Raw genomic sequence first — 21436 nt, 5'->3', positions numbered from 1 at the left:
TGAATGAATGGCGAGCAGGAGATAGCGTGGAGCGCCCCATCGGTTCACAACCCCACCTCAATCCCCTGGCGACAGTGATGGCTCTAATCTCGCAGTGTTTCAGTTTGATGACAGTTTGGTGAAAGGCCAGTGACACAACTTACAGCAATAGGAATGGCTGATTGCGCTGGCTCTGCCGCGAATGCCTGTCTGCATCCAATGGCGCCGACCTTTCCGGTTTGAAGCGATCGGTTTTGCGGCGGAATCCGCACGGCCTTCAGAGACGGATCACATAATCCTTTCGAGTCGTTTCAATGACTTCCCACGTCCCTTTGAAGCCGGGTCTCAGAATCATGCGATCGCCGGCGCGCAGATGAAAAGTCTCGCCGTTTTCGGCGGTCATCACCGAATAGCCCGAAAGGATATGGAAATACTCCCACTCGTCATAGACGATTTGCCATTTGCCAGGCGTCGCCTCCCATATGCCGGCATAGAGGCCGCCATCGGCTTCCTCGACACTCCAGGTCCGGAACCCTGGCGCACCGGAAAGGATGCGATCGGCGGCAGGAGCTCCGGTTTCCGGCTCGATGCCGTCGGTGTCCAATCGTAAATATGTTGTCATAAATCCTCCGTCCCTATCAGGAAACGCTCGCGTATCACACCTTCGCCAGCGCCTGCTCGAGGTCGGCGATGATGTCCTTGACGTCCTCGATACCAATCGACAGGCGGACGACATCAGGACCGGCGCCGGCGGCGATTTTCTGCTCGTCGGTGAGCTGTTTGTGCGTCGTCGAGGCGGGATGGATGACCAACGAGCGCGTGTCGCCGATATTGGCGAGATGGGAAAAGAGCTCCAGGCCCTCCACCAATCCCTTGCCTGCTTCATAGCCGCCCTTCAAACCGAAGGTGAAGACAGAACCCGCCCCCTTGGGCGAATAGCGCTGTTGCAGCGCATGGTTCGGGTCGTCCTCAAGACCGGCATAGTTCACCCAGGCCACCTTGTCCTGCTGTTTCAGCCAGCGTGCGACGGCGATCGCATTGTCGGAATGGCGCTGCATGCGCAGCGGCAGCGTCTCGATGCCCGTAAGAAGCAGGAAGGCGTTGAAAGGGGAAATGGCGGGGCCGAGATCGCGCAGGCCGAGGACGCGGCAGGCTATGGCGAAGGCGAAATTGCCGAAGGTCGCGTGCAGCACGATGCCGTTATATTCCGGCCTCGGCGTCGACAGCATCGGATAGTTACCTGAAGCAGACCAGTCGAAGGTGCCGCCATCAATGATCATGCCGCCCATGGAATTGCCGTGGCCGCCAATGAATTTGGTTAGGGAATGCACGACGATGTCGGCGCCATGTTCCAGCGGCCGGATGAGATAGGGACTGGCCATGGTATTGTCGACGATCAGCGGCAGGCCATGTCTGCGGGCAACGGCGGCGATCGCCTCGATGTCAACGAAGGTGCCGCCCGGATTGGCAAGGCTTTCAATGAAGATGCCGCGGGTACGGCTGTCGATCTGAGCTTCGAACGTCGCGGGATCGGCGGAGTCGGCCCAGCGAACGTGCCAATCGAAATTCTGGAAGGAATGACCGAACTGGTTGACCGAGCCGCCGTAGAGCCGCCTGGCAGCGACGAAATTGTCGCCGGGCTGCATGATGGTATGGAAAACGATCATCTGGGCGGCATGGCCGGAGGCGACAGCAAGGCCCGCCGTGCCGCCTTCGAGAGCGGCCACCCGCTCTTCAAGCACGGCTTGGGTCGGGTTCATGATGCGCGTGTAGATATTGCCGAACTGCTGCAGCCCGAAGAGCGCGGCGGCGTGGTCCGCATCCTGAAAGACGAAGGAAGTGGTCTGATAGATCGGCGTCGCGCGGGCGCCCGTCGTCGGGTCCGGCTGCGCGCCTGCATGGATTGCCAGCGTGTCGAAACCCGGATTATTCGTCGCCATACTCTCTTCTCCCGCCCCTGTTGTGACGGGAGGATCATAACGTCTCAGGTTTGAAAGTTAACCGCGAACTTTGCCGAGCTTTTCCACCCAAGTGAAAAACCTGCCATCTTTCAGCGATATCGCATGTCAGGTTTTTCGCAGTCGGAGGCGCTCTGCCGGCGTCAGGCGACCAGCCGCGGATATTCGATGGCCGGGCAGCGGTCCATGACGACCTTGACGCCGGCCGCTTCCGCTCTCGCCGCGGCGGCATCGTCTCGCACGCCGAGCTGGCCCCAGATGACCGGTGGCCGCGGCTCGATCATGATTGTCTCTTCGACCACCGATCGCAGATATTCCGGCGCGCGGAAGACATCGACCATGTCGACCGGCTCGGGAATATCGGCCAGATGACCAAAAACCCACTGTCCGAGGATTTCCTTGCCGGCCTGTCCGGGATTGACTGGAATAACGCGATAGCCTCGCGCCATCAGATAGGCCATGACGCCGTTGCTTGGGCGCGCGGGATTGGGCGATGCGCCAACAAGCGCGATTGTCCGCACGGATAAAAGGATATCGGCGATATAAGAATCCTCATAACGGTCATGGTTCATCACACAGCCTCCCATTGGATCAAACTTGCGTTTTGCCACAAATCCGGAAACCACGGCCGCGGCTTTCGCGTATATATAAGCATTATAACAATTTCGAGGAGGATTGCTCCGATGAAAAAATTCGTGCTGCTGAGCCTGCTGATCGCCTCCGCCGCCACACCGGCCCTGGCGATCTCGCGTTACAACTCCATGTCCTTCACCTGTGGTGAGGCCAGGGCGATCATCAACCGCGAACGGGCCGTCATCATGCGCTATCCATCCACCAGGGTACGCAACATGACGCTTTACGATCGCGTCGTCTCCGACAGCAATGCCTGCGACCCCGGCTATTATGCCTACCAGGACTATATGCCGACCAAGGACAGAGCCAATTGCCCCGTCTATACGTGCCGGCCGTCGACCGATTTCGACGACGATGATTTGCTCTTCCCGCACCACCGATAGCCGTGCGGCAAGACAGGTTGTCCCTCTTTCACGCGAGATGTGGCTCAGCCTATCAGAACCATCTCATCTGCGACGCAGAGTAGGCTCCTGCGCCTCCGATTGCTTTAAGCGACTGGAAGTAGCGGGATTCTCCGCGTTACAATTTTCCGTCTTAGTCAATGATACTACGATAACACCCTCACAGCGCTTTGAATGTTACTAAAATAACCTTGCGCCGTGCGTTCACCCGGCATGCAATTTTTGTTCTCGCTTCATTCTCCCATAAATTAGAAACACCTCATGGTTGCGCGAATAATTCGAACAAACAGAGAACACACAACCGCGCTTTTCGATTGAATTTCTTGAGAGAAAGAACAGCCAGAAGCATAAAAACCCACACATTTTGTTGCTTTTCGGTGCATTGAGGGTCAAATGGCGCCTGCATGCCCACAAATCGTCAAATCCTTGCTCGTTGCCGTGCAATCCCGAGGTCTCCGTGTCCGCTGACGTTATCGCTCTCGTTCTCTTCGGCGCGCTGCTGCATGCAACGTGGAACGCCATCATCAAGGCTGGAACGGACAAGTCGCTGGATGCAGCGATGGTCGCGGCCGGCGGCGCGGTAACCGCCCTGCCCTTTCTGCCCTTTCTGCCATTGCCGGCTTCGGCCGCCTGGCCATTCATCGGTGCGTCGGCGATCCTGCAGTTCGCTTATTTTCAATTGGTGGCCGCAGCCTATCGCGCCGGCGACATCGGTCTCGTCTATCCGCTGATGCGCGGGGTGGCGCCAATGATCATCGTGGCGACCAGCGGCTTCATCCTGCATGAGGCGCTGTCCGGCGGCGCGCTGCTCGGCACGATGACGATCTGCGCCGGGATATTGACGCTTGCCTTCGAAGCCCGGAAGGGCGGCCGGCAGGCCATTGTGCTCGCTCTGTCCAACGCGGTTGTTATCGCCACCTATACCTATGTCGACGGCATCGGCGCGCGCCTTTCCGGCAATTCCATATCCTATACACTGTGGATGTCGCTCCTGCCGCCGGTCCTGTTGTTTACGTGGGCGATCTCACGGCGCGGGGTCTCCGTTGTCGCCGCCCATGTCCGCTACAACTGGTGGCGCGGCCTGATCGGCGGTGGCGGCTCGCTGACATCCTACGGCCTGGCATTGTGGGCGATGACGAAGGCACCCGTCGCCATGGTGGCGGCGTTGCGCGAGACATCGATCCTGTTCGCGCTGGTGATTTCGGTGGTCATCCTGAAGGAGCGATCGAGCGTCTGGCGCTATGTGGCGGGTGCCATTATTGCAGGGGGCGTATTGGTTCTGAGACTGGCTTAGGGACAAGAAATATGGGGTATCAAAATACCTCATATTTAACCTATTGATTTTCATTATGAATTTTTCAGATCACAAAATCCGCTCTTATTGACCTCCTCACCCATTCCCTTTATAAGCCGCCCCAGATCGCAGCCTTTCCGGGCTGCTTTCTTTTTGGCGCGCGTTTCGCTCGCCAAACCAAGCAACAAGAAACGCCCTGATGCCTTCGGGCCCGGGGATCCAAAAGAGAGTATTCAACATGGCTACCTTCTCCCAGAAGCCTGCAGAGGTGGAGAAGAAGTGGGTTCTCATCGACGCCGAAGGGCTCGTCGTTGGCCGTCTCGCTTCTATCATCGCAATGCGTCTGCGCGGCAAGCATAAGGCTACCTTCACGCCGCACGTCGACGACGGCGACAATGTCATCGTTATCAATGCCGACAAGGTCGTCTTCACCGGCAAGAAGTACGAAGACAAGGTTTACTACTGGCACACCGGTTATGCCGGCGGCATCAAGGAGCGCACCGCTCGCCAGATCATCGAAGGCCGCTTCCCGGAGCGTGTTCTCGAGAAGGCTGTCGAACGCATGGTTCCGCGCGGCCCGCTCGGCCGTCGCCAGATGAAGAACCTGCGCGTCTACGCCGGCTCCAACCATCCCCATGAAGCCCAGCAGCCGGTCGTTCTCGACGTGGCCAAGCTGAACAAGAAGAACGTAAGGAGCGCCTGATAATGGCTGATCTCTCTTCCCTGAAGGATCTCGGCACGGCATCGGAAGCTGCTGCTCCGGTTCACGTCCGCAAGGTCGACTCGCTTGGCCGTTCCTACGCGACCGGCAAGCGCAAAGACGCCGTCGCCCGCGTTTGGGTCAAGGCGGGCTCCGGCAAGATCATCGTCAACGGCAAGGACTACACGGCATACTTCGCCCGTCCGGTTCTGCAGATGATCCTGCGTCAGCCGATCGTCGCTGCTGCCCGTGACGGCCAGTTCGACATCGTTGCCACCGTCGCCGGCGGCGGTCTTTCCGGCCAGGCCGGTGCCGTTCGCCACGGCCTGTCCAAGGCGCTGACCTACTTCGAGCCGGGCCTGCGCTCGGTCCTGAAGAAGGGCGGCTTCCTGACCCGCGACAGCCGCGTTGTCGAACGCAAGAAGTACGGCCGCGCCAAGGCACGTCGTTCGTTCCAGTTCTCCAAGCGTTAATCGCTTATCCGAGATCGGATTTTGGAAAGGCCGGGTTCGCCCGGCCTTTTTTCGTTTATGTGCAGTTGTCAGAACTGCAGTGTCCTCGGCGGCCGATGTTCCACATTGAGATGTGTCAGCGCTTTTTTCTCTGTTATCGTATGATCGACTAGGTTAGAGCGGAATAGGAACCATGCAGGGGCAGACATGAGATCCACGGGATTGGGTTTGGTCTCTTCGCTGGCATTCTCAGCCCTCTACGCAACCGCGGCTTTTTCAGCGGATGCCGTTACCGGTCCCCATGGAAAGCATGCGGGATTTCCTGCAAGCCAATCCGGGCTGTCACGAATTTACCGATCAATGTTCGATTTGTGCTGTTGTCGACGGCAAAGCGCAATGTTCGACGCCGCAAATCGCCTGCGTGAAGCAAGCGTATCGATGCACGGTTCCACCAAGCAAATAGGCGTTCGTTGTCGCTCCCATGCTTGCATGCCGCACCCATGCTCTCTACTTCTCTTCACCTCGGGAGACACCCTATGACACGTGATCGCGCATCGCCTTTTGCCGCCACGCCGAAGCCGCCCTATTACATCGTCTCGTTTTCCTCCATCCGTACGGAGGGCGATCAGGGCTATGGGGCCATGGGAGAGAAAATGGAGGCGCTGGCGCTCGCCCAGGACGGCTGCTTCGGCCTTGAGAGCGCCAGACGCAGCGATGGCTTCGGCATCACCATTTCCTTCTGGCGGGACGAAAAAAGCATTCTGGCCTGGAAGAATGTCGTCTCGCACATGGCAGCCCAGAAGCTTGGGCGCGAGCGCTGGTACGAGCAATACCAAGTCCGTGTCGCCCGGGTCGAGCGGGCCTATAGTTTCCATGCGAACGAAGGAGAATCCTTTGCCGAGCACGTCGATTGATCACGCCTTTTCAGCAACGAGCCTGAGGTCGGCAGCCAGCGACCCGACATTTGCGGGGGCGCTCTCCTTCATGCGCCGGCGCTTCACCAAGTCGCTCGACGGCGTCGACGCCGTCGTCTGGGGCATTCCCTTCGATGCGGCGACATCCAATCGGCCTGGAACGCGCTTCGGGCCGCAGGCGATCCGTCGCGCCTCCGCGATCTTCGACAATGATCCGCAATATCCTTTCCACCGCGACCTCTTCGCCGAAATGGCCGTCATCGATTATGGCGATTGCCTGCTCGACTACGGCAACCATCAGGAGACGCCGGCGGAGATCGAGCGGCAAGCGAACACGATCCTCGACAGCGGCGCCTTTTTGCTCACGCTCGGCGGCGACCATTTCGTCACCTGGCCATTGCTGAAGGCGCATGCGGCCAAACATGGCCCCTTGGCGCTGGTGCAGTTCGACGCGCATCAGGACACTTGGTTCGACGACGGCAAACGGATCGATCATGGCTCCTTCGTTGCGCGCGCCGCCCGTGACGGCCTGATCGATGTCAATCGCTCCATCCAGATCGGCATTCGCACGCATGCGCCAGAGGATTACGGCATTCGGCTTCTCTACGGCCATGAAGTCGAGGCTATGAGCGCGGCCGACATTGCGTCGACGATCATTTCCCACACCAAAGGCGCGCCCGCTTACCTGACCTTCGATATCGACTGCCTCGATCCGGCCTATGCACCCGGTACCGGAACGCCGGTAGCCGGTGGCCCGTCGAGTGCGAAAATCCTTTCGGTGCTGCAGCGGCTGCATCAGCTCGACATCAGGGGAGCGGACGTCGTCGAAGTTTCCCCGGCCTATGACCATGCCGACATCACCGCCATTGCGGGGGCGACAGTGGCAATGTATATGCTCGGTCTCCACGCTGAAAGGCGTGCAGCAGGTCGCTAAGGCATGATCCCGAAAAGTGAGAAGCGGTTTTCGGACGAGATCATGCCCGCTCGAAAACTGCTGTTATCATTTTGAATCAACTCCATGGCAAACTGAGTCCGGAAACACTCTGAACCTATTGAAAGAGCAGGAATAAAATGGCACCGAAAATCTTCATCGACGGCGAACACGGAACCACGGGCTTGCAGATCCGCACGCGCATGGCAGACCGCCGCGATGTCGAGCTTCTGTCCATTCCGGAAGCCGAGCGCCGCAATGCCGCGATGCGCGAAGACATGCTGAACAGCGCCGATATCGCCATCCTCTGCCTGCCCGACGATGCGTCGAAGGAAGCGGTAAAGATGGTTTCGGCGAACAACAAAGTCCGCGTCATCGACACCTCGACCGCCTATCGCGTCAATCCCGGCTGGGCCTATGGCTTTGCCGAGATGGACAAGGAGCAGGGCGACAAGATCAAGGCCGCCCGTTTCGTCGCCAATCCCGGCTGCTATCCGACCGGCGCCATCGGCCTCATCCGGCCGCTGCGTGCTGCCGGCATTCTGCCGGACGGCTATCCTGTCACCATCAATGCCGTTTCCGGTTATACCGGCGGCGGCAAGCAGATGATCGCGCAGATCGAAAATGCCGATCATCCCGATGCAATCACCGCGCCGCATTTCCTTTACGGCCTGCCGCTGACCCACAAGCATGTGCCCGAGATGACGGCGCATGGCCTGCTTGACCGCGCGCCGATCTTCTCGCCGTCGGTCGGCAAGTTCCCGCAGGGCATGATCGTGCAGGTGCCGTTGCACCTTGACAATCTTGCCGAAGGCGCGACGCTGGAGAGCATCCATGCTGCGCTTGTGGCCCACTATGCCGGTCAGGACATCGTGCAGGTCGTCCCGCTGGCGGAGAGCCGCGCTTTGCCGCGCGTCGACGCCGTCGAACTGGCCGGCAAGGATACGATGAAGCTGTTCGTATTCGGCACGCCGGGTAGCACCCAGGTCAATCTCGTCGCTCTGCTCGACAATCTCGGCAAGGGTGCTTCGGGCGCTGCGGTCCAGAACATGGACCTGATGCTGAGCGCCTGACGTTTCAGCCTGATCAATAGTCAAAAACCAAAGAAGCCCAGCCGATCGCCTTATCGAGGTCGATCGGCTGGGCTCGATTTATTGCGGGCTGAAATCAGCTCCAGGCACCTGCCCTTAGGGCATCCTGGACCATTCGCGATAACGATTTGACATGCGACGCAGGCGTTGATCCGTCCGATCCGCCCCTTTCGCGCATTTTATAATACTTAATTAGCAATTATTAATTTTTGGTCACAAATCAGCCCTTATCGCCTGCTTTTCGGCTTTCGCCGCCGCAACAATCGCGGGCTTTGGCAAAAAGACAATTCCAAGATCGGGTCGGCGTAAAGGAATTGGTTACCATAATTCGGCATGCTTTCCGACAGTCGGCAAAGTGACGGCCGGACGCAGATTTCGCGTCCCGGCGTAAGCACATTTGTGAGCCGGCGTGGTGCGTATGTAGTTTGGATAACGAGTATCATGGCGTTTGCGACCGAGACGTTCGGTAATATCAATTCCCGTTCCGGCCATGCTTCCCGCCGGAAGAAATCTCCAGGGATCAGTCCCGGTACCGCCATCACTGGCGTCGCAGTGGTGGTTTTTGCTTGGGTGGCCGCGACGCTGATCACCACCCAATCGATAGTCCTGTCCCTCCCCGGTGCGGATACTACGCTGCAGGATTCGCTGACCCCGAGAGCATCCGCCTTCATCGTGCCGCAGGGGTACATCCCGCATGCGGCGCGCCTTGCCAGTCAGACCGCGCCCATGGGCGGAAGAGCACGGGTAAGCGGTATGTCCGCCGATGCGGAGAGGCAGGAGGCCATAGCACGTTCCAAAGCGATCCTGGCGCGCGGGCTGGTCAAGCAGCAATTGGCAAGCGCGCTATCGCAGCAGGCCTCGGATCTCGCACGGACTCAGACGGCTTCGGCCGTTGCCAAGAACGACGCACCGGTGTCGCCGGAAACGGTTGCGCATCTGCGCGACGCCACCGCCCTCGCCCTGACGAATGCCGGGAAATCTGTCATGCAGAGCGAGATCGCAGGAGCGGCCGTCTCGATCACGGCCCTCGGCGGTTCCATGCCGCGGTCGGCAGAAGTTGCACTGGGCAAACCCGCAATCCAAGCCGCAGGGCCAAATTTGGCTGCCCTGGATCATCCGGCCAAGGACAGTCTGCCGATCGCAGCGTCCGCAAGCGATGCGGCGCCCACGGAGATGGCATCGGCCGCTCCGTCGGCTGGAGCGATCGACCGTGCGGTTGCGGAAAGCCTCGCGACGACTGCTTCCAGCGATTCGGCTTCGCAGCCTTTCGACATCATCCCAATGCCACGTCCGGATCAGACGGACGCCGGAACCATCGACCTCGCAGAAGCGGAAGACGCGTCTGTTGTCGAGGAACTACCCAGTGTAGTGCCGCTGCCGCGTCCGGCCCATGTCGTTGCAAGGGTCACCGCCTCGGACGCAAGCACGCAGGACGCTGCTGACGAAGCTGACACCTCGCCCACCCGCGCGCTGGCCTATGCCAAGCCGGAGGAAGAGGTCAAGCGGTMACGGCCGTTCCTCAACCCGTTCGCCGCCGTTACCCCGCGCGGCGGAACCGCCATCTACGATATCTCGGCCGGAACCGTCTACCTGCCGGGCGGCGAACGCCTCGAGGCCCATTCCGGCCTCGGTCACATGCGTGACAATCCCCAATATGTCGACCGCAAGAACACCGGCCCGACGCCGCCTGAAACTTATAACCTGACATATCGGGAAAGCCTGTTCCATGGCGTGCAGGCACTGCGCCTGACACCCGCAAACGGCGCCCGCGTCTATGGTCGCGTCGGCTTGCTGGCTCACACGTATATGCTCAGAAGCGGCCGCGGAGAATCGAATGGCTGCGTGGTCTTTAAGGATTACAGCCGCTTCCTGGCAGCCTTCAAGCGCGGTGAGATCAAGCGTATCCAGGTGGTAGCGCGTCTGTCGTCGGCGCCCAGCAATGTTGCGTCGCGCTGAGTTTAGCGAAACACAAGGGCGAGGCGATCATTCGCCTCAGTTCCCCACGGTGATGACGGTCTGGTGCGGATATTCGCCATAGAAACCGCGCCAATTGGCAATGGCGAAGCCGAAGACGATGAGAGCGCCGGCCTGATGGGCCAATGCCAGATGCAGCGGCACCTCCATGAGCAGCGTCGAAATGCCGAGGATCGCCTGGATCAGCACCAGCACGAACAACACGACCGAACGGCGGGCATGCGTCGTCTGTGCGGCAGCGCGCAGCGAGATGATCATGTTGATGGCAACCACAGTGAAAAGCGCATAGGCGCCGAGGCGGTGGACATATTGCACCATCTTCGGGTTCTCGAAGAAATTGATCCAACCCGGCGATTGCGCAAACAGCCCTCCCGGCACCACCGCGCCATCCATCAGCGGCCAGGTATTATAGGAGAGGCCGGCGTCGAGGCCGGCCACCAGCGCGCCGAGATAGATCTGGAACAGCGCCATGAAAGTGATGAGGCCGGCAAGCTTTGCCGAATAGCGCGTCGGCGTCGGATCGTTCGAGTGCGGCGACAGCGCCCGCATGAACCACATGCAGGCGGCAAAGATCAGGCAGGCCGTAACGAGGTGGGTGGCGAGACGATATTGGCTGACATCGGTGCGCGCTTCCAGGCCGGATGATACCATCCACCAGCCGATCGCGCCCTGCAGGCCGCCGAGTACGAAAATGCCGCCGAGCGGCAGCCATAGCTTGCGCTCGACGCGGCCGGTCAAAACGAAGAACAGCAACGGCACGCCGAAGATGACGCCCATGCCGCGGGCAAGCAGCCGATGCGCCCATTCCCACCAGAAGATGCCTTTGAACTCATCGACCGTCATGTCCTTGTTCAACTGCTGGAACTGCGGGATGCGTTTGTAGAGGTCGAATTCCTCCTGCCATTCCTGCGCATTGAGCGGCGGGATGACACCATGGATCGGCTGCCATTCGGTGATCGACAGGCCGGAATTGGTCAGGCGCGTCGCGCCCCCGACGAGCACCAGAGCAAAAAGCGCCAGAAGCACACAGGCAAGCCAGATGCGGATGGCGCGGCGATTGCGGTCCTGGCGGGCCACTTCGTTCAAAACGGCCTGTTCCGACGTGAAATTAGCGACAACCATGGGATCTCCCTTCAATCCGGCTGTTGATTTGCCTGATAGGGGCGTGCAAAACAAGTCCCGAGACTTTGCGGCATGCCGTCGCGGCACGCCGTTGAGAGAGGAGAGACTGCCCTTGCCCCTTCGCCTGCGCAAATTCATCGGGATGATTCTGCTCGTCCTGCTGGTCGTCATCTATGCGATCGTGGCGATGATCGTGGCGGTGCGTACGCTTGGCGATCAGCCAGGCTGGGTGCAGTTCCTCTATTTCGCCGCCAGCGGCCTCATCTGGATACTGCCAGCCATGGGCATCATCAAATGGATGGCCGGGCCTCGCCCGCAATAGGTGTCGACCTATCCAAGCGATTTCGAATTTACGTGGAGATAACCGTGATCAATGGGAAATCCGCCTGATCTTCTCGCCTTAAACCAAAAATAAGCCGCCTGCCCTGAAGACTGCGTGCAAATGCTGTCCGATTGGAGACGCCGAAATGCAGGCGCAGAAGGTGCAAACGCAGAAGCTCGATATCGCAGCCATTCCCGTTGCGGGTGCGGCAGGCGACGGCATGCGCGTCGACATCTTCGACAGCATGGCGCCGTTGGAGGCCGAGTGGCGGGCGCTGGAGCAAGACGATCTCGCCTCGTTTCATCAGAGCTACGACTGGTGCGCCGCCTGGGTCGAGACCTTTCGGTATCCGCTGGCCATCGTCCGCGGCTCTTTCAATGGCCGCACCGCCTTTATCCTGCCTCTCGAAATCATCCGCAGTCACGGCATCCGCCGCGCCGAATTCATCGGCGCCCGTCATAGCAACATCAATACCGGCCTGTTCTCCAGCGAATTTCTCGAAACAGCGGAGAATGGCTTTTCGGCATCGCAGCAGGCAGAGATTGCACGGGCGCTGCAGGGCAAGGCCGACCTGATGCTCCTGCGCAACGTGCCTTTGGACTGGCGCGGCCGCAAAAGCCCCCTCGCCTCGATGCCCGCCGTCGAGAACCAGAACCATGCCTTTCAATTGCCTTTCCTGGGCGCCTTCGAAGCGACCCTGAAGCAGGTGAATGCGAAACGGCGACGCAAGAAATTCAACCACCAGTCCCGTCTTCTCAACGAGAAAGGCGGTTACGAATATGTGATCGCGGCTCCCGATCAGCGGGATGATCTTCTTGACCTTTTCTTCCGGCAAAAAGCGGTCCGCTTCGAAGCGGCTGGCCTGCCGGACGTGTTCCAGGATGCGCCGACCCAAGCTGTGCTGCACAGGCTGCTGGAGCTGGGCAACAAGGAGCGATCCTATGCTGCGCTGGAGATGCATGCCCTACGGCTGAAGGGCGAGCACGAAGGACACATCCCCGCCGTAGCTGCTCTCTCGCGCAAGGGCGATCATGTCATCTGCCAGTTTGCCTCKATCGACGAGGCGCTGGTTCCCGAAGCGAGCCCTGGTGAACTGCTGTTCTGGCTGATGATCGAACGGCTTCATCGCGAGGGTGCCGCCGTCTTCGATTTCGGCATCGGCGACCAGAACTACAAACGCTCCTGGTGCCCGATGGAAACGACGCAGCATGACCTGATCCTGCCGGTTTCCGGGATCGGCCATGCGGCGGCTTTCGCGCAACGGGGGATGACGCGCGCCAAGGCGGCCATCAAGACCAATCCGCAGCTCTATGGATTGATCCAGCGGCTGCGAGCGCGGCAAAGCGGCAAAGAGACCTCAGCCGCAGAGGCCGAGAAGGATTGATCAGGCCGCGTGCTGACGCGCGTCGGGGCCATGTTCCTCACGCCAGCCGGACATCAGGATGATGTGCTCATAGCCAGCCTTCTGGAATTCCGTCATTGCCGTCATGAACTGGTTCTCGTCCGGTTCGGGCATGGAGAGAATGATTTCCGTATCCTTGCTGCGCGTCAGTCTCGCAACCCCCGAGACGTCGGCGGCGCCGCATTCGACCAGGACGATATCATAGGCCGAGCCGAGTGCGTCGAGGATCAGGGACAGGCGGTCAGCGCCGCGCATGGCCCGGCCAAGGTCGCTGGTGCCCTGCGGCACGAGATGGGCATCGGAAAGGCGGTCGGGATGAATGGTATCGGCAAAGGCAGCCTCACCGCAAAGCAGATCGGTTACTCCGGAAAGACCTGCACTTTCGGCCATCAGGCGCGAGKGGCAGCCCGTTCCGGTCATATCGACCAGGACGATGCGGCGTCCGGCATCGGCGATGGTGCGAGCCAGCATCACGGTTGCCGTGGACCCATTGTCACCAGTCGGCGATATGGCGATAGCGAGGCGGGAGTCGCGTTCGATCAGATAATCGGCGACCGACTGGATGGAAAAATCCTCTTCGTCTTCCGCCTCTTCCGGTGGATGGCCAAGATCGACCGCTTTTTCCATCTCCTGCGCCAACGCCTCATMGGCAGCAACGGAGAGCAAGCTTGCCGGCACGTCGCCTTGACGCGCTGCGGGGACAAGTTTGGCGGGAGCGGCTTCGATTGCGGTTTCCGAACGAGCGGTTTCCTTGCGGGCCGGGGCTTCACGCTCGACCGGGCCGACCGGACGCAACGCGCGGCCGCTGAAGAGTTCGGCCAGCATGATGACAATGGAGGTCAGAATAAAGGTTGCAAGCGTGGCGACGACGACGATCGGACCGATCTTCGGGAAATAGGGATCAACCGGTTCGACGGCCTGGGAGACCACGCGGGCATCCGCCGGGCTCGAATTCTTATCGACGCGGGAAGCGGCCTCACGGTAGCGCGCGAGATAGGTTTCCAGCAATTGACGCTCCGCGGCCGCCTCGCGCTCCAGCGCATTGAGGCCGACTGCGTCTTCCCCTGCCCTGGCGCTGTCGGCCTTCAACGTGTTCGACTGGCCGAGGAGCTGCTGCTCGCGCAGTTGTGCCACCTTGGCTTCATTCTCGATGCTGGCAAGGATCTTCTTTGTTTCACGGTCGATCTGCTGACGGATGTCGGCAAGCTGGGCGCGCAGGCTCTTCAGCCGCGGGTGGCCCTCCATCAACGTCGTCGAGAGATCCGAGATCTGCGATTCCAGGCTGGACTCCGTCGCCTTCAGTCGCTGGATAGTCTGCGAGCTTGAAACATCGGCGAGCGTATCGGTGGAACGGCCGGTGGCGAGCGCGTTGCGCACGGCCTGAGCCCGCGCCTCGGCATTGGCCCTTTCGCCGCGCACCTGCGCCAATTGGCCGGAAATATCGGCAAGCTGCTGCGTCGCGAAAGTATTGTTGTCGCTGGTCTGCAGCAGGCCGTTGGCAGAGCGATAGTCGGCGACCTTCTTCTCGGCTTCGTTGACCTTGTTGCGCAGGTTGGCGATCTCGGGCTCCAGCCAGCGCGTCGCCTCGCTGTTGGAATCAAGCTTGGCGCCGCTCTGCATCGATAGGTAGACCTGCGCCATGGCGTTCGGAACGCTGGCCGCCAGATCCGGATCGCGGGAGGTGAAGCTGATGCCGATGACGCGCGAGCTGTTGATCTGATAGACCTGAAGCTTATTGGTGAAGGCGTCGAGCATCCGCTCTTCCGGCGCCTTGTCGAGCGGGCTCTTTTTCAGGTGCAGCATGACAAGAATGTCGGAAAAGGCCGAGCTCTTGGTGGCGGCATCGAACTCGGGGCGCTCGTAGAGCTTCAGGTTGGTAATCACCTGCTTGATGAGATCGGCCGATTGCAGGATCTGTACCTGGCTCGCAATGTTGAGTTCATCGAGCAGCGGAGCGGAGCTGGCATCATTATTCTGTGTCGTGGTTGCAAAAGCCGGGGCGCGCTGTTCGATCAAAATGCGCGTTTCGCTGCGGTATTCCGGCGAGACGATCTTGGCAACCGCAAAGGCCAGGCAAGCGCCGACCAACGTGATGGCGATAACGCGCACACGGCGCTGCCAAACGGCGCGAAAAAGCTGCGCGAGGTCAATATCGACATCCTGCTGGCTGCTGTTGACGCCGGGCATATACAAGAACTCCGTAATATAAAGCCGAATTAAGCGTAAACGACTATGGTAACCCAACCGTTAATAGTATTTCCTGTGTATTATTTTCGTAATTACTAATAAAGAACGTGGAATTTTTCTTCCTCTTTACCGACCGTTAACCCTAACGGATCGATAACGACGACAGTGATTTTCCTCTCCTGTGAGCGCGAAATGCCCTTCGCAACGCCAAAGATTGTCCTGGCACTCGGCATTGCTGCCGTGAGCGCTGCGCTCAGTGGCTGCAACACCTATCAGCCGGCACCGAAAGCCTTCAGTGAAGCAACGATCCAGCCCTATACGCTGGACAGCGGCGACCGTCTGCGCGTCACCGTCTTCGACCAGCAAGGCTTGACGAATACCTATACGGTCGACCAGGCCGGCTACATCGCCTTCCCGCTGATCGGCCAGGTCCCTGCCCGCGGCCGCACGCTGCAGCAACTCTCCGGCCAGATCGCGCAAAAACTTCGTCAAGGCTATATCCGCGATCCCGACGTCACCATCGACGTCGACCGCTACCGCTCCGTCTATATCATGGGCGAAGTCGGCCAGCCTGGTCAGTATTCCTACGTGCCCGGCATGACCATTCAGAACGCCATCGCGGTTGCCGGCGGCTTCAGCAGCCGCGCGAACCAGTCCAATGCCGACGTTACCCGCAAGATCAATGGCCATGTCATKACCGGGCGGGTGGGCATCTCCGATCCTGTGCTCGCGGGCGACACGATCTATGTCCGCGAACGGCTATTCTKACCGTTTCCGATCATGGCAAGACCGCTCCGCATCCTTCATTGCTTCAGGTCTCCGGTCGGCGGGATATTCCGCCATGTCCGCGATCTGGCGGAGGAACAGAGCAAGGCCGGACATGCGGTCGGCATTCTCTGCGACAGCCTCACCGGCGGGGCGCATGAGGACCGGCTGTTCGACGATGTCAGACCGTTCCTCGCGCTCGGCGTGACGCGCCTGCCGATCCGACGTCAGATCAGCCTGTCGGACGCTACGACGCTCTGGGACAGCTACAACAAAGTCAAAAGTTTGCGGCCGGATGTGCTGCATGGGCACGGCGCCAAGGGCGGCCTGCTTGCACGCATCCTCGGCTCAGCCTTGCGGGTGAACAGGTATCGCGTTGCCCGCCTTTATACCGCGCATGGCGGCAGCCTGCATTTCTCGCGCCTCTCGCCACAAGGCCTGCTGGTGCACAGCTTGGAGCGGCTGCTGGAATTTCTGACCGACGGATTGATCTTCATCTGCGAATTCGAGCGCCGAAGTTACGAAAGCAAAATCGGCAAACCGCGGACGCGCACCGTGATGATCTACAACGGCATCAGCGGGCGCGATTTTCGGAACATACCCACCCGATCGGACTCGGTGCACTTCGTCTACATCGGCATGCTCCGGGACCTGAAGGGTCCCGATCTGTTTGTGGATGCCTTTGCCAAGACCGAACGGCGGATCGGCCGGCCTCTCTCCGCTCTGATGATCGGCGACGGACCGGACAAGGACAAATACCGTACCATGATGATCCAGCGCGGCCTTGGTCATCGCATCGGCATGTTGCCGGCCATGCGCGTGCATGAAGCCTTCGCCATGTCGCAGAATGTCGTCGTCCCCTCCCGCGCCGAAGCCATGCCCTATATCGTGCTGGAAGCCCTGGCTGCCGAGAAGACGGTGATCGCCTCGCGCGTCGGCGGCATTGCCGAAGCGCTTGGTGAGCAAAGCCCTGCGCTCGCCGAGGCAGGCAATGCCGACGACCTTGCGCGCGTCATGGCGGCGGCGATCAGCGAGCCGCAATGGCGTCAGCAGACCATGCCGAATCTCGACAGAATCCGGTCAGCATTTTCGGCATCGGTCATGGCGCGAGATACTGTCGACTTATATTATGATATACTTGAATTAGACGGCAAACATTAGAATACAAGCAAGTGTTGTAAACGTTTATTAGCTCATATCTGCTAGGCCATCTCCGGTAACGACCGGATGAATTGCCATGAACCATATTGAAGAGTCCGAGCAATTTAACTTGGACAATATTCGCAAGCAGGTCTCGGAAATTCGCACTCGCGGCACTGAGGAACAGAGCGGCGATCAGGCCAGCGACATCAATGCCTATGCCCGCCAGATCGCCGAGCAATTTCGTGAGAGCAATCAGACGCCGGCAATCATCATCGGGCAATATCGGCTCTTCGAATTCCTGTCATTGCTTGCGGTAGGGCTTGCGGTTCTCTTCTTCCAGACCACACCCGGCATCCACCCCTTCCTGTCGCAGGCGGCGGTGACAATAGCGCTTTGCGGTCTCGCCATCGTCTTCCTGCAAGTCGCTGACGCCTATCAAATCCCGGTCCTGCGCGCGCCGCACCGTTTCCCGCAGCGCATCCTGGCGTCATGGGTGGCCGCGTTTGCGGTTATGGTTCTTGCTCTCCTGCCCTTCGATATCAACCATGTCTATTCGATCCACGCTCTCGGGATCTGGCTTGTTGCCGGCACGGCCTTCCTCGTCGCCGCGCGCGCGGTGTTCGCCTATGGCATCCGCAACTGGGCCCGCAATGGCCTCATGGAAAGACGCGCCGTCATCGTCGGCGGTGGCGAGCCGGCCAAGGAACTGATCCGCGCGCTGGAGCATCAATCCGACAACGATATCCGCATCTGCGGCATCTTCGACGATCGCGGCGAGAAGCGCTCGCCCGTGATGGTCGCCGGCTACCCGAAACTCGGCACCGTCGCCGAACTGGTCGAATTCGCCCGGCTGACTCGCGTCGACATGCTGATCATCGCTCTGCCGATCAGTGCAGAGGAGCGTATTCTGCAGCTCCTCAGAAAGCTTTGGGTACTGCCCGTCGACATCCGACTGGCGGCGCATGCCAACAAGTTGCGCTTCCGCCCGCGTTCCTATTCGCATGTCGGCGCGGTGCCCATGCTCGACATCTTCAACAAGCCGATCCGTGATTGGGATGGCGTTGCCAAGCGCATCTTCGATGTCTTCTTCAGTCTGCTGGCGCTCTGCCTGCTCTGGCCGATCATGCTTGGCGCCGCAATCGCCGTGAAGACCACGTCGAAGGGACCGGTCTTCTTCATACAGAAGCGCCATGGCTTCAACAACGAGATCATCAAGGTCTTCAAGTTCCGCTCGATGTACACCAATATGAGCGACCCGACGGCCCGCAATGCCGTCACGAAGAACGATCCGCGCGTCACGCCGGTTGGACGCTTCATCCGCAAGACCTCGATCGACGAACTGCCCCAGCTCTTCAACGTGTTGCTAGGCGGTCTGTCGCTTGTCGGCCCGCGTCCGCATGCCGTATTGGCGGCAAGTCACAATCGCGTTTATGCCGACGTGGTCGAAGGCTATTTCGCCCGCCATCGCGTGAAGCCCGGCGTTACGGGCTGGGCGCAGATCAACGGCTGGCGCGGCGAGATCGACAGCGACGACAAAATCAAGTTCCGCACGGCTTACGATCTCTACTACATCGAGAACTGGTCGCTGTACTTCGATCTGAAGATCCTGTTCCTGACGCCCTTCCGTCTCCTCAACACGGAAAACGCCTATTGACCGCGATCGATCTCTCCTATCGGCGCGTCGACCGGCCTCAGCTCGCAACATTGCGCCTGATCGGCACGGCTTGCGTCGCTTTCGGGGTCTTTCTGTCAGGTTTCGTCATCGCCGAGCCGGCGCCCTATGAGCTTTGGGTCGCATTCCTCATCGGCACATGGTTCATCCTTGGGCTGAAGATCTCGCGCAATGTCGCACCGCTTCTGGCGCTGTTCCTGACGTTCAACGTCGGCGGCATGCTGTCGCTGACGCAGATGCGCGACCTCGGCGCGAACTCCCATCTCGACGGACCGATCTATATCGCTGTCTCGACCTTCCTGGCGCTGAGCTCGGTCTTCTATGCTGCGATCATCGAAGACAGCGAAAAGCGGTTGAAGCTGATCTTCAATACTTGGGTCATCGCTGCGCTGATCACCGCGAGCCTCGGCATTCTCGGCTACTTCCACGCCTTTCCGGGCGCTGAAATCTTCACCCGCTATGACCGCGCCATGGGCGTGTTCCAGGACCCGAACGTCTTTGGTCCCTATCTGGTGACACCAACCATCTATCTCATGCACGGCATCCTGATCGGTGACCTGAAGAAGGCGCCGATCAAGGGGCTGTGCTTGGCCGTGCTGGCCTTCGGCATCTTCCTCTCCTTCTCGCGCGCTGCCTGGGGATTGTTCTCCTTCGCGTCGGCGATGCTGATCTTCTGCATGCTGCTGAAACACCGCAGCAATGCCTTCCGGCTGCGCATTCTGGTGATGTCGCTGACGGCAATCCTTCTGATGGTCCTCCTCCTGATCATCGCGCTGCAGTTCCATCAGGTGAGCGACCTGTTCTCGACGCGCACACAGCTCGTGCAGGACTACGATGGCGGCCATCTCGGCCGTTTCGAGCGTCATCGCATCGGCTTCATGCTGTCGATGGAACGGCCGCTCGGTATTGGACCACTCGTCTTTTCCACCCTGTTTCGCGAGGACGAGCACAATATCTGGCTGAAAACACTGACCACCTATGGCTGGCTCGGCTTTTTCTGCTGGGTCAGCATGATCTGCTGGACCGTCTATATCGGCTTCCGCAACTTTTTGAAGGAACGCCCCTGGCAGCCCTACTTGATGATCGCCTGGATCGTCATTCTCGGCCATGTCGGCATCGGCAACGTCATCGACACCGATCATTGGCGCCATCTCTACATGCTGATCGGCATCGTCTGGGGCTGCGGGGCGCTTGAACAACATTATCAGCGCAGCTTGGCCCGAAGGGAAGCAGCACCGTGACTATCAATGTCGGCATCAAACGCCTGTCGCTGCTGCAAGTTCTCGAGCCAAGCGGCGGCGGTTCCGGGCGGCATTTCCTCGATCTCTGCCGCGCCATGCAGCGTCGCGGCCATTCGGTGACGGCGATCTATTCGCCTTTGCGCGCCGAAGCGGCTTTCGTGGCTGAACTGGAGGGCATGGGTCTCGACAGCGTCATCTCGCTCGCCATGCGGCGCGCGCCGGGCCCATGGGATATCACCGCTTGGTGGCAAATTCGCAAGATCGTCGCCCAGCACGGGCCGTTTCATCTGATCCATGGCCACAGCTCCAAAGCCGGAGCGCTGACGCGGCTGAGATTGCCGGGCCCGCATATCCCGGTGCTCTACACGCCGCATGCCTTTCGCACCATGGATCCGACGCTCGGGTCCAAAGGCCGGATGATCTATGGCGGCATCGAGAGGCTGCTCGGCAACTGGCTGTCCGACCGGCTGATCTGCGTGTCTCGCGATGAATACAATCACGCGCTGTCGATCGGCATTCCGGAGGAGCGGCTGCGTATCGTCGTCAACGGCGTCAGCGCGCCTCCATCAGGCCAACGCGCCGCTATCCGCGCGCGTTATGGGATACCGCAGGACGCCCTGCTCTTTGGTTTCGTCGGCCGGCTGACGCCGCAGAAGGCGCCGCAGCGACTGGTCGAAGCCTTTGCCCTCATTGCCGCGGACTTGCCGCAAGCGCGTCTGCTGATGATCGGGATCGGCGAGTTGGCCGGCACTGTCGGCGATATGATCAAGGCCGCCGGCTTGGAAGACCGCGCCCATCTCGATAGCTCTATCCCCGGCGCCACCGCCGTCGACGCCTTCGATGTCGTCGTCATGCCGAGCCGCTATGAGGCCATGTCCTATGTCATGCTCGAGGCTGCGGCCGGCGGCAAGCCATTGCTGTTGACCGATGTCGGCGGCGCGCGCACGGTGATCGAGCCCGGCAAGAACGGCTATATCGTTCCCAACAGCGACGATCCCGCGGAGCTGGCCGCGGCGATGACGCGCTTTGCCGATCCGAAATTGCTGCGAAGCTTCACCGCCGAGGCCCGGCGGCGCAAGGATGGCTATACGCTCGCCGGCATGGCCGATGCGACAGAGGCAATCTACTTCGAATTGCTCGGCTATCGCGTTCCTAACTTCCTAAGAACGCCGGAAAAAATCGCGCTGCGCAGCGCGTCGTGAAGACCGCGACCTCATTTTAAGTTCGCGCGTGATTCCAACCTGAAAATCGGTTC

19 protein-coding genes and 1 pseudogene are annotated in these 21436 nt (G+C 60.0%); 15 read left to right on the top strand and 5 right to left on the bottom strand.

Annotation, left to right across the window (positions count from 1 at the left end):
• Positions 1 to 256: 256 nt before the first annotated feature.
• The 3 genes from QD357_RS18090 to QD357_RS18080 all read right to left on the bottom strand — a co-directional run bounded on the left by QD357_RS18090 (position 257) and on the right by QD357_RS18080 (position 2509).
• The gene (locus tag QD357_RS18090) at positions 257 to 601 is read right to left on the bottom strand and encodes a cupin domain-containing protein (protein WP_107107712.1); all 345 of its coding nucleotides are present in this window, start codon (positions 599 to 601) and stop codon (positions 257 to 259) included.
• 34 nt (positions 602 to 635) lie between these two features.
• Complete coding sequence (locus QD357_RS18085; protein ID WP_107107711.1) at positions 636 to 1919, bottom strand: O-acetylhomoserine aminocarboxypropyltransferase; 1284 nt, start codon at positions 1917 to 1919, stop codon at positions 636 to 638.
• Positions 1920 to 2080: 161 nt separating this feature from the next.
• Positions 2081 to 2509 (bottom strand): CoA-binding protein, encoded by a 429-nt coding sequence (locus tag QD357_RS18080; RefSeq protein ID WP_028753980.1) that lies wholly within the window; start codon positions 2507 to 2509, stop codon positions 2081 to 2083.
• Between the two features lie 111 nt (positions 2510 to 2620).
• Here QD357_RS18080 and QD357_RS18075 point away from each other — a divergent pair, with 111 nt between their 5' ends.
• From QD357_RS18075 to QD357_RS18040, 8 genes are all read left to right on the top strand, one after another.
• Entirely contained in the window at positions 2621 to 2953 is a 333-nt protein-coding gene (locus QD357_RS18075) for a hypothetical protein (protein ID WP_107107710.1), read from the top strand.
• A 475-nt stretch (positions 2954 to 3428) separates the two neighbouring features.
• Positions 3429 to 4265: an EamA family transporter gene (locus tag QD357_RS18070; RefSeq protein ID WP_107107709.1), complete on the top strand. Its 837-nt coding sequence runs from the start codon at positions 3429 to 3431 to the stop codon at positions 4263 to 4265.
• 238 nt (positions 4266 to 4503) lie between these two features.
• Positions 4504 to 4968, top strand: coding sequence for a 50S ribosomal protein L13 (gene rplM / locus QD357_RS18065; RefSeq protein ID WP_028753977.1), 465 nt, complete (start codon positions 4504 to 4506; stop codon positions 4966 to 4968).
• 2 nt (positions 4969 to 4970) lie between these two features.
• Complete coding sequence (rpsI, locus tag QD357_RS18060) at positions 4971 to 5438, top strand: 30S ribosomal protein S9 (RefSeq protein WP_028753976.1); 468 nt, start codon at positions 4971 to 4973, stop codon at positions 5436 to 5438.
• 515 nt (positions 5439 to 5953) lie between these two features.
• The gene (locus tag QD357_RS18055) at positions 5954 to 6331 is read left to right on the top strand and encodes an antibiotic biosynthesis monooxygenase family protein (protein WP_107107708.1); all 378 of its coding nucleotides are present in this window, start codon (positions 5954 to 5956) and stop codon (positions 6329 to 6331) included.
• Positions 6312 to 7265, top strand: a complete 954-nt coding sequence (gene speB / locus QD357_RS18050) for an agmatinase (RefSeq protein ID WP_107107707.1) — start codon at positions 6312 to 6314, stop codon at positions 7263 to 7265. Before QD357_RS18055 ends, speB begins: the two co-directional genes overlap by 20 nt.
• 137 nt (positions 7266 to 7402) lie before the next feature.
• Positions 7403 to 8335, top strand: coding sequence for an N-acetyl-gamma-glutamyl-phosphate reductase (gene argC / locus QD357_RS18045; protein ID WP_107107706.1), 933 nt, complete (start codon positions 7403 to 7405; stop codon positions 8333 to 8335).
• Between the two features lie 459 nt (positions 8336 to 8794).
• Positions 8795 to 10309, top strand: coding sequence for a tlde1 domain-containing protein (locus QD357_RS18040; protein ID WP_414124657.1), 1515 nt, complete (start codon positions 8795 to 8797; stop codon positions 10307 to 10309).
• Positions 10310 to 10345: 36 nt separating this feature from the next.
• Here the strand turns inward: QD357_RS18040 and QD357_RS18035 are convergent, their stop codons facing one another.
• On the bottom strand, positions 10346 to 11449 hold the full coding sequence (locus QD357_RS18035; protein ID WP_107107704.1) for a COX15/CtaA family protein: 1104 nt from the start codon (positions 11447 to 11449) through the stop codon (positions 10346 to 10348).
• Positions 11450 to 11561: 112 nt separating this feature from the next.
• On the opposite strand from QD357_RS18035, the gene QD357_RS18030 reads away from it, so the two are divergent.
• Both QD357_RS18030 and QD357_RS18025 read left to right on the top strand, forming a co-directional pair.
• Positions 11562 to 11771, top strand: a complete 210-nt coding sequence (locus tag QD357_RS18030; RefSeq protein WP_107107703.1) for a DUF2842 domain-containing protein — start codon at positions 11562 to 11564, stop codon at positions 11769 to 11771.
• Between the two features lie 160 nt (positions 11772 to 11931).
• Positions 11932 to 13155 carry a GNAT family N-acetyltransferase gene (locus tag QD357_RS18025; RefSeq protein ID WP_414124662.1) on the top strand — a complete coding sequence of 408 codons (1224 nt, stop codon included), beginning with the start codon at positions 11932 to 11934 and terminating at the stop codon, positions 13153 to 13155.
• Here the strand turns inward: QD357_RS18025 and QD357_RS18020 are convergent, their stop codons facing one another.
• Positions 13156 to 15360 (bottom strand): GumC family protein, encoded by a 2205-nt coding sequence (locus tag QD357_RS18020; RefSeq protein ID WP_414124656.1) that lies wholly within the window; start codon positions 15358 to 15360, stop codon positions 13156 to 13158.
• Between the two features lie 192 nt (positions 15361 to 15552).
• Here QD357_RS18020 and QD357_RS18015 point away from each other — a divergent pair.
• The 5 genes and pseudogenes from QD357_RS18015 to QD357_RS17995 form a co-directional block, all read left to right on the top strand.
• A pseudogene (locus QD357_RS18015) lies at positions 15553 to 16035 on the top strand (polysaccharide biosynthesis/export family protein); the annotation flags it as partial.
• 105 nt (positions 16036 to 16140) lie between these two features.
• On the top strand, positions 16141 to 17286 hold the full coding sequence (locus tag QD357_RS18010) for a glycosyltransferase family 4 protein (RefSeq protein WP_107107699.1): 1146 nt from the start codon (positions 16141 to 16143) through the stop codon (positions 17284 to 17286).
• Between the two features lie 76 nt (positions 17287 to 17362).
• On the top strand, positions 17363 to 18922 hold the full coding sequence (locus QD357_RS18005) for an undecaprenyl-phosphate glucose phosphotransferase (RefSeq protein ID WP_414124655.1): 1560 nt from the start codon (positions 17363 to 17365) through the stop codon (positions 18920 to 18922).
• Positions 18919 to 20181, top strand: coding sequence for an O-antigen ligase family protein (locus QD357_RS18000; RefSeq protein WP_107107697.1), 1263 nt, complete (start codon positions 18919 to 18921; stop codon positions 20179 to 20181). Before QD357_RS18005 ends, QD357_RS18000 begins: the two co-directional genes overlap by 4 nt.
• On the top strand, positions 20178 to 21383 hold the full coding sequence (locus QD357_RS17995) for a glycosyltransferase family 4 protein (protein WP_107107696.1): 1206 nt from the start codon (positions 20178 to 20180) through the stop codon (positions 21381 to 21383). The genes QD357_RS18000 and QD357_RS17995 overlap by 4 nt, the downstream gene beginning before the upstream one ends.
• The last annotated feature ends 53 nt before the right edge of the window (positions 21384 to 21436 follow it).

The sequence above is a fragment of the Rhizobium sp. BR 317 genome, from assembly GCF_047445835.1.
Classification (GTDB): Bacteria; Pseudomonadota; Alphaproteobacteria; order Rhizobiales; family Rhizobiaceae; genus Rhizobium; species Rhizobium paranaense.
The sequence above is the reverse complement of the archived record's forward strand: the minus strand, read 5'-3'. Positions and strand labels throughout refer to the sequence as shown.

Bases quoted from the DNA above. Each gene is read 5' to 3' on its own strand.
- QD357_RS18090 (WP_107107712.1), bottom strand. From the start codon at position 601: ATGACAACATATTTACGATTGGACACCGACGGCATCGAGCCGGAAACC.
- QD357_RS18085 (WP_107107711.1), bottom strand. From the start codon at position 1,919: ATGGCGACGAATAATCCGGGTTTCGACACGCTGGCAATCCATGCAGGC.
- QD357_RS18080 (WP_028753980.1), bottom strand. From the start codon at position 2,509: ATGAACCATGACCGTTATGAGGATTCTTATATCGCCGATATCCTTTTA.
- QD357_RS18075 (WP_107107710.1), top strand. From the start codon at position 2,621: ATGAAAAAATTCGTGCTGCTGAGCCTGCTGATCGCCTCCGCCGCCACA.
- rplM (WP_028753977.1), top strand. From the start codon at position 4,504: ATGGCTACCTTCTCCCAGAAGCCTGCAGAGGTGGAGAAGAAGTGGGTT.
- rpsI (WP_028753976.1), top strand. From the start codon at position 4,971: ATGGCTGATCTCTCTTCCCTGAAGGATCTCGGCACGGCATCGGAAGCT.
- QD357_RS18055 (WP_107107708.1), top strand. From the start codon at position 5,954: ATGACACGTGATCGCGCATCGCCTTTTGCCGCCACGCCGAAGCCGCCC.
- argC (WP_107107706.1), top strand. From the start codon at position 7,403: ATGGCACCGAAAATCTTCATCGACGGCGAACACGGAACCACGGGCTTG.
- QD357_RS18035 (WP_107107704.1), bottom strand. From the start codon at position 11,449: ATGGTTGTCGCTAATTTCACGTCGGAACAGGCCGTTTTGAACGAAGTG.
- QD357_RS18010 (WP_107107699.1), top strand. From the start codon at position 16,141: ATGGCAAGACCGCTCCGCATCCTTCATTGCTTCAGGTCTCCGGTCGGC.
- QD357_RS18005 (WP_414124655.1), top strand. From the start codon at position 17,363: ATGAACCATATTGAAGAGTCCGAGCAATTTAACTTGGACAATATTCGC.